This window comes from Halomonas sp. DP1Y21-3 (assembly GCF_019801245.1).
Classification (GTDB): domain Bacteria; phylum Pseudomonadota; class Gammaproteobacteria; order Pseudomonadales; family Halomonadaceae; genus Halomonas; species Halomonas litopenaei.
The window spans coordinates 387,420-399,881 of record NZ_JAHVJM010000005.1 but is presented as its reverse complement, the minus strand read 5'-3'; the positions used below and the strand labels follow the sequence as shown (position 1 = coordinate 399,881).

Sequence of the window (12,462 nt, the reverse complement as noted above, 5' to 3'; positions counted from 1 at the left end):
CGGGCGTCGCGCTTAAAAAAACCTGACCTTTCGGTCAGCTTGAAGAGCGTAGACAAAAACGTCACCTACTGGCAACAAAATGTTGTTGCTGGTGTATACAGGTCAGGCCTCGGGCGGGTGGCTGCCGACGGGCCCTAGGGTGGCGGCGTGCTATCATCGGCGGCGCATTGCTGCATTGCTGCATTGCTGCATTGCTGCCTTGCTTGTCTTGTCTTGTCTTGTCTTGTCTTGTCTTTTCTTGTCCCGTCCCGCGCCAGGAGCCCCCGAGCCGATGTCTTCACCGCCCAGCCTGCCCATCGACGCCCGACTGCCTCAGCTCACCGCAGCGCTCGAACAGCACAACCGGGCGCTGCTGGTGGCCGAGCCCGGGGCCGGCAAGACCACTCGGGTACCGCTGGCCCTGCTGGACTGCGACTGGTGCGGTGGCGACGATGGTCGTGGGCGTCTGCTGCTGTTGGAGCCTCGTCGGGTGGCGGCGCGTCTGGCGGCGGGCCACATGGCCGAGCTGCTGGGCGAGCGGCCGGGCGAGACGGTGGGATACCGCATGCGTGGCGAGAGCCGGATCGGCCCGATGACTCGCCTCGAAGTCGTCACCCAGGGCGTGCTATCGCGCATGCTGCAGCACGACCCCATGCTGGAGGGGGTCACCGGCATCCTCTTCGACGAGTTCCATGAACGCAGTCTGGAGGCCGACCTGGGGCTGGCGTTGGCCCTCGACGTCCAGCAGGGGCTGCGCGAGGACCTGCGCCTGGTGGTGATGTCCGCCACCCTGGACGTGGCCGCCATGCAAGGCGTGCTGGGACAGGACGTGGCGGTGATCGAGTGCCCGGGGCGGCAGTATCCGGTCCAGACGCTGTATCGGCCGCTGTCCCAGCGCGCCTCGGCGGAAGAGCAGCAGGGCCGGGTGGTCATGGAGGCGCTGCAGGCGTCCGATCCTGTCTCCAATGGCGGAGATGACGATGCCAGGGGTGGTGGTGATCCTGCCGGCGACGTGCTGGTGATCCTGCCTGGGGTTGCCGAAATCGAACGTCTCGGGCGCTGGCTGGGCGAGCGTCTGGAGGATATCGCGATACTGCCGCTGCATGGACGCTTGCCGCTCGAGCAGCAGCGCGCTGCCCTTCGTCCTGACCCGAATGGCCGGCGTCGGGTGGTACTGGCCACCGCCATCGCCGAGTCCAGTGTCACCGTGGATGGCGTGCGCAGCGTGGTCGATGCCGGACTGGAGCGGGTGCCGGTGTTCAGCCCGCGTACCGGGCTTTCGCGTCTCGAGACCCGCCGTGTCAACCGAGCCAGCGCCGATCAGCGGCGTGGGCGGGCAGGGCGCCAGGGGCCTGGACGCTGCTATCGGCTGTGGGCGGAAGAGCAGCCGCTGCCGCCCCACGCCGAGCCGGAGATACACCAGGCAGACCTGTCCGGCCTGGCCTTCGAACTCGCGCGCTGGGGCGTCAAGGACGCGTCCGCGCTTGACTGGGTGACTTCACCAGGGACAGCGGCCCTGGATAGCGGGCGTCGGCTGTTGCAGTCCCTCGGGCTGGTCGAGCCTGACGGCGGCTTGACCGCGCTGGGCCGGGCAGCCGGACGCTGGCCGGTGCATCCCCGGCTCGCCGCCATGCTGGAGCGGGCCAGTCGCGCCGGCGAGGCGTCGCTGGCCCTGGCCTGCGCCCTGGCCGCCTGGCTGGAAGGTCGTCAGGGCGCCTCGCGGGAGCCGGATCTGGAGCGGGTGTTTTCGCAGCTGTTGTCGTCGCCTAGGCCAGACCCTGCCTGGCAGCGGGAGGCCCGGCGACTGTGCAAGCGCGCCGGGGTGGCGCTGGACAAGGCCCATGGGGGTGAGTCCCGTGAGACAGGCGAGCCGGGCGCCTCAACAACCCTGGGCGAGCTTCTGCTCTGTGCCTACCCCGACCGTGTCGCTCAGCACCTTTCGCCCGGACGCTTTCGCCTGCGTGGCGGTGGCCTAGTGACGCTGGCAAGCGATCACCCCCTGGCCCACGCGCCCCTGCTGGTCACGGTGGACCTGGACGGTCGCCAGCGTGAGGCCCGGCTCTATCGCGGCGTACGGATCGAGGAGGCGGCACTGCTGGCGCATTTTCCTGAACTTGGCGACTGGACCGAGCGGGTCGCCTGGAACGCATCGGCGGGACGCCTGGAAGGCGAGCGGGTACGCGCCCTCGATGCCGTGGTGCTGGAGCGCAAGCCCCTGGCAGGACCGCCGAGTCGAGAGGCGAGGCATAGGGCGCTGCTCGATGCCGTGGGGCAGCGCGAGGCGCTGCCGCTGGACGAGGCGGCAGAGCAGCTCAGAAGACGGGTAGCGCTGTTGCGACGGACGCATGATCCCCAGTGGCCGGAGCTTGACGACGCCAGCCTGATGGCCGAGCTCGAGGACTGGCTCGGTCCGCATCTGGATGGCCTGTCGCGGCTCGATCAGGTGTTGGCGCTGCCCTGGGAACGGCTGTTGCGCGAACGTCTGCCGTGGCCGTTGGCGGGCCAGCTGGACGAGCTGGCACCGCGACGGCTGGCGCTGCCAAGCGGTGACAGCGCGGCCTTGCGCTATGAGCGTGAGGTCGACGACGGCGACGAGCACGGCACGCGTATCGTGCCGGTGCTGGCCGCCAAATTGCAGGCCCTGTTCGGTTGCGAAGCCACACCCTGTATCGTCGACGGGCGGGTGCCGGTACGCCTGGAATTGCTGTCCCCGGCGCGGCGGCCGCTGGCGACGACCATGGACCTTCAAAGCTTCTGGCACAACGTCTACCCCGAGGTGCGCAAGGAGAACCGCGGCCGCTACCCCAAGCACCCCTGGCCAGAAGATCCGCTTGCCGCCGAGGCGACCATGCGCACCAAGCGGCGCGGGCGCTGAGCGGGACATATCGCCCGGGAGATTGTCCCCGGCCGGGAACCGGCGTTGACAGCCACGAAGGAGGGGGCGACCATCGCCAGCCTTGTCAGGCTCCTGGAAGAATCACGCTCATGGGAAAGACCCTTACGCCGGAACAACTGCAGGCGCTGGTCGAGAGGCTGGATCGCGAGGCTCGTCAGGCTGGCGAGTGGGGCCAGGTGGCAAGCTATATCCCCGAACTTGCCTGTGTTGATCCCCGCCAGTTCGCCATCAGTGTGTGCACCGTGGATGGACAGGAGTTTCATGCCGGCGACGCCGCCAAGGCCTTTTCGATCCAGAGCGTGTCGAAGGTCTTCACCCTGGCGCTGGCGCTGGGGCGCCACGGCGATGGCCTGTGGCAGCGGGTCGGGCGCGAGCCATCGGGCCGGGCCTTCAACTCCATCGTCCAGCTGGAGGTGGAAGACGGCATTCCCCGCAATCCCTTCATCAACGCCGGGGCGATTGTCACCACCGACGCGGTGCTCGGGTGCAATGCGCCACGCGACACCCTCGGCGAGATTCTGCGCTTTCTGCGCGAGGCCTCCGGCGACGAGGATATCCATATCAACGAGCAGGTGGCGCGCTCCGAGCATGCCACCGGGGATCGCAACTTCTCCCTGGCCTACTTCCTGCGATCCTGCGGCAACCTGACCAACGACTGTGACCGGGTGCTGGGCACCTACTTCCATCACTGCGCCATCGAGATGTCCACCGCCCAGCTCGCCAGGGCCACACGCTTTCTGTGTGGTGGCTTCGAGGGCCAGCGCATGATCGGGCTCGAGCGGGTACGGGCGATCAATGCGTTGATGATGACCTGCGGCCACTACGATGGCTCGGGGGACTTCGCCTATCGGGTCGGCTTCCCGGGCAAGAGCGGTGTCGGGGGCGGGATCATGGCGGTGGTGCCCAACGTGGCCTCGATTGCAGTGTGGTCGCCGGGCCTGGATCGCTACGGCAATTCGCTCAAGGGCACCGCTGCCCTGGAAGGGCTGTCCAAGGCCACAGGCTGGTCGGTATTTGCGTGAGGCCGGTACAGGTCGGCAGTCTGTTTAAAGCGTTGCCACCCACGTCGGGTGTTCGTACAAGGCCCGCGCTGTGGCAAAGCGCAAGGTAGATAAGAGGAGTGCCGTACCTTGACTACAACGTCATCCACCCGCTGCCCCTGCGGCAGTGGTCTGGTCCTCGAGCACTGCTGCGGTCTGCTGCACCAGGGCGAGAACGCAGGTTCGCCTGAGGCGCTGATGCGCTCGCGCTTTGCGGCCTTCGCCCTCGGGCTCGAGGACTACCTTCGCCATAGCTGGCACCCGGACAGTTGCCCGGCGCAACTGGGCGGTGACGACGATACCCGCTGGAAGCGTCTCGAGATACTCGATAGCGGTGAAACAGGCGACCAGGGCTGGGTGCAGTTTCGTGCGACCTTTGCCGAGGGCACGCCGGGGCGGCAGCGCTGGGGCGTGCTGGAAGAGCGCTCGCGCTTTGTGCGCCACCAGGGACGCTGGGTCTATCTGGATGGCGAGGCCCGGGTGTCTCGACTCAAGCCGGGACGCAACGATCCCTGTCCCTGTGGCAGTGCGCGCAAGTTCAAGCAGTGCTGCGCCTGACCCGTCGCCGGCCGCTTCAGGGGCGTCGGCGCACGTTTCAAGTGGCATCGAAGTGAACCAGGGTTGTAAACGATAAAGGCCGCCCCGAGGGGCGGCCTTTGTGCAGGCGTCTGCGCTTTTTGCATGGCGCTCCCGGGCAGGAGGCGCCCTCAGGGGCAAGGCGCCTCGATGCCAGGGTCGGGCGCGCCAGCGGCTGGCCGCGCCCGGGACGACATCAGTCCTTGAGCATCGGCAGGTCGAGGCCGTTGTCGCGGGCACACTGGCTGGCGATGTCGTAGCCGGCGTCGGCATGGCGCATCACGCCGCTTGCCGGGTCGTTGCGCAGGACGCGGGCAAGGCGGGCATCGGCCTCGTCGGTACCGTCGGCGACGATGACTACACCGGCGTGCTGTGAGAAGCCCATGCCGACACCCCCGCCGTGGTGCAGCGAGACCCAGGTAGCGCCGCCTGCGGTGTTGGCCAGGGCGTTGAGCAGCGGCCAGTCGGACACGGCGTCGCTGCCGTCCAGCATGGACTCGGTCTCGCGGTTGGGGCTGGCCACGGAACCGGAGTCGAGGTGGTCACGGCCGATGACGATGGGTGCCTTGAGTTCGCCGTTCTTGACCATCTCGTTGAAGGCGCGGCCGAGGCGCGCGCGATCCTTCAGACCGACCCAGCAGATACGCGCCGGCAGACCCTGGAAGCTGATGCGCTCCTTGGCCATGTCGAGCCAGTGGTGCAGGTGCTCGTCGTCGGGGATCAGCTCCTTGACCTTGGCGTCGGTCTTGTAGATGTCCTCCGGATCGCCGGACAGCGCCACCCAGCGGAACGGGCCGATGCCCTGGCAGAACAGCGGACGAATGTAGGCCGGGACGAAGCCGGGGAAGTCGAAGGCATTCTCGACGCCTTCTTCCTGGGCCATCTGGCGGATGTTGTTGCCGTAGTCGAAGGTGGGCACGCCCATCTTCTGGAACTCGAGCATGGCGCGCACATGCACCGCCATGGACGCCTTGGCGGCCTTGACCACTGTGTCGGGCTCGCTCTTGGCGCGGGCCACGTACTCGTCCCAGGTCCAGCCAGAGGGCAGGTAGCCGTGCAGCGGATCGTGGGCACTGGTCTGGTCGGTGACCATGTCCGGCTTGACGCCGCGCTTGACCAGTTCCGGCAGGACGTCGGCGGCGTTGGCGCAAAGACCGATGGAGATGGCCTTGCCTTCACTGGTGTAGCGCGCAAGACGCTCGAGCGCGTCGTCCAGGTCGTTGGCCTGCTCGTCCAGATAGCGGGTACGCAGACGGAAGTCGATGCTCGTCTGCTGGCACTCGATGTTCAGCGAGCAGGCGCCGGCCAGGGTCGCCGCCAGCGGCTGGGCGCCGCCCATGCCGCCGAGGCCGGCGGTCAGTACCCAGCGGCCCTTGAGGTCGCCGTTGAAGTGCTGACGGCCAGCCTCGACGAAGGTCTCGTAGGTGCCCTGGACGATGCCCTGGGAGCCGATGTAGATCCAGGACCCGGCGGTCATCTGGCCGTACATCATCAGTCCCTTCTTGTCGAGCTCGTTGAAGTGCTCCCAGTTGGCCCAGGCCGGCACCAGGTTGGAGTTGGCGATCAGTACCCGCGGCGCGTCCTTGTGGGTCGGGATCACCGCTACCGGCTTGCCGGACTGGATCAGCAGGGTCTGGTCGTCCTCCAGGCGCTTGAGCACCTCGACGATCTTGTCGAAGCATTCCCAGGTGCGGGCAGCGCGACCGATGCCGCCGTACACCACCAGATCCTCGGGACGCTCGGCGACGTCAGGGTGGAGGTTGTTCATCAGCATGCGCAGGGCGGCTTCGGTCAGCCAGCTCTTGCACGACAGCTCGGTGCCGGTGGGGGCGGCGATCTTGCGCGAAGGATCGTGACGGTCGTTCAGCGAGGGCGTGATCTGGTTCATGTCGGTACCTGTAGTGAAAGGGAATAAAAGGCTCGGTCAGGCGTTGGACCGGGTCAGTTGATGGACCAGGCGGGCGGCGAGACGCGCCGTGCGTTGGTCGATGTCATACGCCGGGTTGACCTCGGCGATGTCGATCAGGCGTAGCTTGCGCGAGCGACGCAGGAACTCGAGGATCGGCTCGAAGTGGGTCAGAATCACGCCCCGCGAGGCGGGAGCGCTGACGCCAGGGGCATCGCTTGCAGGGAAGACATCCATGTCGATGGTCAGGTAGACGTGATCGCAGTCGGCTACCAGACGCTGCACGTCGCGCTTGATGTACGCGATGCGGCTATCGCGAAACTCGCGATCCTCGACCACCAGCGACTTGAGCCGCTTGGCGGTGTGAAACAGGGCACGGGTGTTGGCCGCCTGGCTGACTCCGAGGCAGGCGTAGCGGAACGGCCAGCGACGCCTGGCGCAGTCGGCGGCGATCTGGGCGAAGGGCGTGCCGGAAGACGTCTGTTCGCTGGGGTCGCGCAGGTCGAAGTGGGCGTCCAGGTTGATGATCGCCACGGTGGGCCTGCGGTGGCCCTTGTCCAGATGCTCGGAGAGGCCGCGCCAGCTGGCGTAGGCGACTTCGTGACCGCCGCCCAGCACCACCGGCTGGTGGCCCTGGTCGAGGATCTCGGTCACCCGCGCGCCCAGCGCCTCCTGGGCATCCTCGAGGCCATTGCCGACGCAGTGCACGTCGCCGGCATCGTAGGCCGGGGCGTCGCGGTGCCAGGCCATGGGGGCGAGGGCGCGGCGAATGGCGGCGGGGCCATCGGCGGCTCCGACCCGCCCCTTGTTGCGGGCGACACCGGCATCGCTGGCAAAGCCCGTCACCACGACGCCAGGCTCGGCGCCGGAACGGTAGGCGGCGATGCGCTGGTGCCAGCGCTCGCTGTTGGGCTCGGGGTCGGTACGCCCCTGCCAGATGCCCATGTCCGCTTCGGTCAGCGGCGCGGTGGGAGACGAGGGGGAAGCGAGCTGCTCATCCATGGGTCAATACGCCCTCCAGCAGGCGATGCTTGAGCCGTCCCGGCTGGACGGCATGGTGTCTGGGTCAGCCGCCGGGGTCATGGATGACCAGGGGGAAGATAGCTGCTCATCCATGGGTCAATACGCCCTCCAGCAGGCGGTGCTTGAGCCGTCCCGGCTGGACGGCATAGGCCAGTTCGGCCGGGCTATCGATGTTCCAGACGCACAGATCGGCGGGAGCGCCGACGGCGATGCGTCCAAGGTCTGGCTGGCCGATGGCCTGGGCGGCGTGGCGGGTCATGCCGGCCAGTGCCTCCTGGGGCGTCAGGCGCAGCAGGGTGCAGGCCATGTTCAGCATCAGGGTCGGCAGCACGATGGGCGAGGTGCCCGGATTGGCGTCCGAGGCCACCGCCATGGCGACGCCGGCACGACGCATGGCGTCGATCGGTGGGTACTGCGTTTCACGCAGGGTGTAGAAGGCACCGGGCAGCAGGACGCCGACGGTCCCGGCATCGGCCATCGCCGTGATGCCGTCGTCGTCCAGGTACTCGATATGGTCGGCGGATAACCCTCGGAACTGGGCCACCAGGGCGGCACCACCGGACAGTGAAAGCTGCTCGGCGTGGGCCTTGACCGGCAGGTCAAGCGCCCTGGCCGCCTCGAACACGCGTCGGGACTGTTCGCTCGAGAAGGCGATGCGCTCGCAGAACACGTCGACCGCATCGACCAGGCCCTCGGCGTGGGCCGCCGGCAGGATCTGGTTGCACACCAGCTCGATGTAGCCATCGGCGTCGCCTGCATACTCCGGTGGCAGGGCATGGGCGGCCAGCAGGGTGGTAGTGACGCGCACGGGCAGTTGCTCGCCGAGACGTCGCGCCACCCGCAGCATCTTCAGTTCGTCGGCCAGGGTCAGGCCGTAGCCGGACTTGATCTCGACGCTGGTCACGCCGTCCTCGATCATCGACGTGAGACGCTTTGCCGCGGCGTCGAACAGGGCCGATTCGTCGGCTTCCCTGGTCGCAGTGACGGTGCCCAGGATGCCGCCACCGCGACGCGCGATCTCTTCGTAGGAGGCGCCTTGCAGGCGCAGCTCGAATTCGTCGCTGCGCTGCCCGCCGAAGACCAGGTGGGTATGGCAGTCGATCAGGCCCGGCGTCATGACGCCGCCTTTCCCCATGTCGACGGCGTCGCGATGTTGACTCGGGTCAAGGGTCTGCATGGTGCCCAGGGCGCAGATCCGACCCTCCTCGACCGCTACCCAGTGACGCTCGGGCAGGGTGGTCAGTCCGTCGAAGATCGCCAGATCGCGCCACAGCAGGCGCTTGGGTTGCTCGGACATGGGGATGCTCCGTGTCGGGTAATGTATATACAAATAATGCCTTCAAGCCGTTTCGTCAAGCCGCCGAGTCGCCAGTGATGCATCGCCCGAACCATGGGCCGGGGCTGAAGGATGGTTGTTGAAACAGCGGCTTGCAGGCGTTTTTTTGGGCTGGGTTCCAGGCCGTGACGTATCAATAGACCATAGTCGTAGTGCGCGGATAGGCGTGAAATCCCGACGGATTGCTTCGGTAAACGTATATACATGGTCGCGGATGCATCAGGCCTGTTTTCTCTGAAGCATCGCCCCGAGGGGAGCGCAGGTCGGCTAGGCGCAGTGCTCTCCGTCTTGGCCGCGGGATCGTTACCGGCTTTTCTGAACCTCGAGTCGTCGAGAGACCCGAGAGCGTTTCGAGCACGCGCGGGAGGCGTCGGGTGCCCATAGGGTCGCTCGACAGTATTATGTATATACAGGAAAGTGTGGTTCTGGAGTCCTTGCCGGTTCGTCCGATGCCCTGACCGGCGGCCTGTCTGCGACGCTGCAGGAAAGAGCTGTGGTGGAGCGTGATAACGCCGTTTAACGAACGAATCTGAGGAGAAGTTTGTGGCGTATTAGACCATCGTCTAAAGGCGCTGTGGGGGAGTGCTTTGCCACTATAGCGGTTGAAATGTATATACAAACAAGATGACACTTACGAGTTGGTTCACACTTCGACGAGGTTCCCTTCATGGCGACGACTCCTGGTTCCTCGGTAGGCCAGACACCCCTCGGCCTGCTGTTGTTCAAGCTGTTGGTGCCCAGCGCCATCGGCATCTTCATCTTCTTTGTTCCGGTTGCCTGGGAAGGTCGAACCACGATTCCGCTGGATCATCTGGTGACCGCGGCACGGGCCGGGCTCGGTGACTGGGCGAGGTTCTACGCCCTGGCGCTGATCATCGCCGGCGCAGCCTATCCGTTGATCAAGGGAGACTGGCGACGCAGTCTCACCGACAAGATCTTCACCGTGCTCAAGCTTCTGGGGGTGGTGGCGGCGCTGTTGACCATGACCTCCGCCGGTCCGGCACTGCTGCATCAGCCGGACATGCTGCCCTTTCTCTACGACAAGCTGGTGATTCCGGTGGGGCTGATCGTGCCGATCGGTGCCATTTTCCTGGCGCTGCTGTTGAGCTATGGGCTACTCGAGCTGATCGGCATCCTGGTTCAGCCCGTCATGCGCCCGCTGTGGCGTACCCCGGGTCGAAGCGCCATCGACGCGGTGGCCTCCTTCGTCGGCAGCTACTCGATCGGACTGTTGATCACCAGCCGGGCCTACGCCGGTGGCCAGTACTCGGCCCGAGAAGCGGCCATCATTGCCACCGGTTTCTCTACCGTCTCCGCGCCGTTCATGATCATCGTCGCCAAGACCCTGGGGCTGATGGACTACTGGAACGCCTACTTCTGGATCACCCTGGTGATCACTTTCGTTGTCTCGGCGGTGACCGCGCGGTTGTGGCCGCTGTCAGGCATGGACAACACCGCGACCGACGGCGAACCTGAAGCGCGGAAGGGGGATCGCCTGGCGCTGGCGTGGCGCACCGGTATCAAGGTGGCCGAGCAGGCGCCGCGGCTGGGATCCAGCGTACGCAAGAATCTGACCGAAGGGCTGGTGATGGCGATCAGCATCCTGCCGTCGATCATGTCGGTGGGGCTGCTGGGACTGCTGGTGGCCAAGTACACGCCGGTGTTCGAGTGGCTGGGCTGGCTGTTCTATCCGGTGGTGGCGATCTTCGGCATCGACAATGCCCAGGAACTGGCCCAGGCCAGCGCCGCGGGCCTGGCCGAGATGTTCCTGCCGGCGCTGCTGCTCGGTGGCGACGCGGGAATCGACTTCGTGGCGCGCTTTGCCGCCGGCGTGGTGTCGGTGTCGTCCATCCTGTTCTTCTCGGCGTCCATTCCCTGCGTGCTGGCTACCCGGATTCCCATCACGATATGGCAGATGCTGGTGGTATGGGCGGTGCGGGTGGCACTCACCCTGGTAATGGCGATCCCGGCGGCCATGCTGCTGCAGTAACCTTGTCGATCGCTGTAGCCGTAAGCACGAGGGCCGGACAATCACTGTCCGGCCCTCGTGCATTGGTGGAGGCTGTGTCCGTCGCTCAGTCCTTCCACGCCGAGCGCAGCTTGTAGCGATCTCCCGGGTGGATCAGCACGGCGTAGCTGATGAGCAGGTCATTTGACCAGGTGCGCCGCCGCAACTGTAGACAAGGTAGGGAGGTGGAGATGGCCAGCTCCTCGGCCTGTTGCGTGTCTGCCGAAACGGCCTCGACCACGTGTTCGATATCGGTGATCGGCCAGGTTTGGATCAGCACCTGATGGGGCGTGGTGAGCGTGAAGTCGGCGTCCAGATAGTCGGGCACGTGGCGGGGATTGACGTAGCGCATCTCGAGCTGGATGGGCTCGTCGTTTTCGTGGTGAACGATGCGGGTATGGAAGACCTTGCTGCCTCGCTTGACCCCCAGTTGCAACGCGATGTCCTCACTGGCGTCGATCGCTTCGGCACGCTGTACTCTGGCACGGTAGTGATGGCCGCGGCCGCGGACCTCTTCGGCGATATTGTGGACCTCCATCAGCGAGGATTCCGCCTTGCGTTCGGTGACGAAGGTTCCGGCACCTGGCTGGCGGGTAAGGTAGCCGCGCTGAACCAGTTCGCGGATGGCCTTGTTGGCGGTCATGCGACTGACGTTGAAGTCGAGCGCCAGCTGCTCCTCACCCGGAATGCGATGGTCGGTGGGCCATTCCCCCCGCTGGATCTTGGCCAGGATGTGCTGTTGAATCTCGAGGTAGCGAGGCGCGGGTCGAGCCATGGGCCGTCCTTGGTGAAGATGAAGGGTATCTTTTGCTAGTGTACCGGGACGATCATCGCTTGGCATCGTTGCGCCAGCCGTTGATGCCAGACGTTACCATGCTTCCGTTATATCCGTTTGGCCATTGCCGCTCTTGTTACTCCCCTTGTTTACCGTGAGGTTTTCCCATGTCCGACGCGAGACTCTCCAGTCCAGCGGCGCTTCGCAATCGCGAGCCTATCCACGCGGTGCTGCGCCAGTGCCTGGGACGCCATGCCCGCGTACTGGAGCTCGCCAGCGGCAGTGGTGAGCACGGACTGTATATGACGCAGTGCCAGCCGGGCTGGCGATGGCAGCCGAGTGACGTTTCCGAGGCGGCGCTGGCGTCCATCGCTGCCTGGCGCGCGCTTGCAGCAGCAGAAGATGGGCAAGGGGAAGCGGAGGGTGACAGGCAAGGCGAAAGCGAAGCGCAACGGGCAGGGCCATCGGGGCGAGAGCCGGAGCAAGCGACGCAAGGCGGCGGCAATCTGCTGGCGCCGGTACGCCGCGACGTGCTGGAACCCTGGCCGGATGATACCTTTGACGCCCTGGTGGCGATCAATCTGATCCATATCTCGCCGTGGGAAGTGACGCCTGCGCTGATGGCAAAGGCCCAGGCCCACCTCGAGCCGGGTGGCGTGCTGTTGCTGTACGGCCCTTACCGACGTGGTGGTGAGCATACCGCGCCGTCCAATGCGGCCTTCGACGCCGAATTGAGGCGCCGTGACCCGCGCTGGGGTGTGCGGGACCTGGAGCAGGTAACCGAGGTCGCCGCCGAGCACGGCCTGAGCCGCGAGGCCATCCACGAGCTGCCGGCCAACAATCTGGCGCTGGTGTTCCGTCGGCAGTGATGGCGGGAGCGGATCGGCCCGTCTGCGAGCGGCCGGCCTTTGACAGGCCGGCCA

At 66.2% G+C, this 12,462-nt stretch carries 9 protein-coding genes; 5 read left to right on the top strand and 4 right to left on the bottom strand.

Features of this window, described 5'->3' with window-relative positions; translation table 11 throughout:
• Nucleotides 1–271 precede the first annotated feature (271 nt).
• The 3 genes from hrpB (at nucleotide 272) to KUV74_RS16455 (ending at nucleotide 4,473) form a co-directional block, all read left to right on the top strand.
• Entirely contained in the window at nucleotides 272–2,854 is a 2,583-nt protein-coding gene (gene hrpB, locus KUV74_RS16465) for an ATP-dependent helicase HrpB (protein WP_222516872.1), read from the top strand.
• Nucleotides 2,855–2,964: 110 nt separating this feature from the next.
• Entirely contained in the window at nucleotides 2,965–3,897 is a 933-nt protein-coding gene (locus tag KUV74_RS16460) for a glutaminase (protein WP_204248984.1), read from the top strand.
• Nucleotides 3,898–4,005: 108 nt separating this feature from the next.
• Nucleotides 4,006–4,473: a YchJ family protein gene (locus KUV74_RS16455; RefSeq protein WP_222516871.1), complete on the top strand. Its 468-nt coding sequence runs from the start codon at nucleotides 4,006–4,008 to the stop codon at nucleotides 4,471–4,473.
• A 214-nt stretch (nucleotides 4,474–4,687) separates the two neighbouring features.
• On the opposite strand, the gene hutU is transcribed toward KUV74_RS16455, so the two are convergent.
• The 3 genes from hutU to hutI all read right to left on the bottom strand — a co-directional run bounded on the left by hutU (nucleotide 4,688) and on the right by hutI (nucleotide 8,717).
• On the bottom strand, nucleotides 4,688–6,379 hold the full coding sequence (hutU, locus tag KUV74_RS16450; protein ID WP_108133753.1) for a urocanate hydratase: 1,692 nt from the start codon (nucleotides 6,377–6,379) through the stop codon (nucleotides 4,688–4,690).
• Nucleotides 6,380–6,415: 36 nt separating this feature from the next.
• Entirely contained in the window at nucleotides 6,416–7,399 is a 984-nt protein-coding gene (gene hutG, locus KUV74_RS16445) for a formimidoylglutamase (protein ID WP_222516870.1), read from the bottom strand.
• A gap of 106 nt (nucleotides 7,400–7,505) precedes the next feature.
• Nucleotides 7,506–8,717, bottom strand: a complete 1,212-nt coding sequence (gene hutI, locus KUV74_RS16440; RefSeq protein ID WP_222516869.1) for an imidazolonepropionase — start codon at nucleotides 8,715–8,717, stop codon at nucleotides 7,506–7,508.
• A 706-nt stretch (nucleotides 8,718–9,423) separates the two neighbouring features.
• Here hutI and KUV74_RS16435 point away from each other — a divergent pair.
• Nucleotides 9,424–10,746 carry a YjiH family protein gene (locus KUV74_RS16435; protein WP_222516868.1) on the top strand — a complete coding sequence of 441 codons (1,323 nt, stop codon included), beginning with the start codon at nucleotides 9,424–9,426 and terminating at the stop codon, nucleotides 10,744–10,746.
• Between the two features lie 85 nt (nucleotides 10,747–10,831).
• Here KUV74_RS16435 and hutC read toward each other — a convergent pair whose 3' ends face one another.
• Nucleotides 10,832–11,539 carry a histidine utilization repressor gene (hutC, locus tag KUV74_RS16430; protein ID WP_222516867.1) on the bottom strand — a complete coding sequence of 236 codons (708 nt, stop codon included), beginning with the start codon at nucleotides 11,537–11,539 and terminating at the stop codon, nucleotides 10,832–10,834.
• 167 nt (nucleotides 11,540–11,706) lie between these two features.
• Between hutC and KUV74_RS16425 the strand changes: the two genes are divergently transcribed.
• The gene (locus tag KUV74_RS16425; RefSeq protein WP_222516866.1) at nucleotides 11,707–12,408 is read left to right on the top strand and encodes a DUF938 domain-containing protein; all 702 of its coding nucleotides are present in this window, start codon (nucleotides 11,707–11,709) and stop codon (nucleotides 12,406–12,408) included.
• Nucleotides 12,409–12,462: the final 54 nt, after the last annotated feature.

Excerpts from the sequence above, each read along its gene's own strand:
- hrpB (WP_222516872.1), top strand. The coding sequence starts at position 272 with ATGTCTTCACCGCCCAGCCTGCCCATCGACGCCCGACTGCCTCAGCTC.
- KUV74_RS16460 (WP_204248984.1), top strand. The coding sequence starts at position 2,965 with ATGGGAAAGACCCTTACGCCGGAACAACTGCAGGCGCTGGTCGAGAGG.
- hutU (WP_108133753.1), bottom strand. The coding sequence starts at position 6,379 with ATGAACCAGATCACGCCCTCGCTGAACGACCGTCACGATCCTTCGCGC.
- hutG (WP_222516870.1), bottom strand. The coding sequence starts at position 7,399 with ATGGATGAGCAGCTCGCTTCCCCCTCGTCTCCCACCGCGCCGCTGACC.
- hutI (WP_222516869.1), bottom strand. The coding sequence starts at position 8,717 with ATGTCCGAGCAACCCAAGCGCCTGCTGTGGCGCGATCTGGCGATCTTC.
- KUV74_RS16435 (WP_222516868.1), top strand. The coding sequence starts at position 9,424 with ATGGCGACGACTCCTGGTTCCTCGGTAGGCCAGACACCCCTCGGCCTG.
- hutC (WP_222516867.1), bottom strand. The coding sequence starts at position 11,539 with ATGGCTCGACCCGCGCCTCGCTACCTCGAGATTCAACAGCACATCCTG.
- KUV74_RS16425 (WP_222516866.1), top strand. The coding sequence starts at position 11,707 with ATGTCCGACGCGAGACTCTCCAGTCCAGCGGCGCTTCGCAATCGCGAG.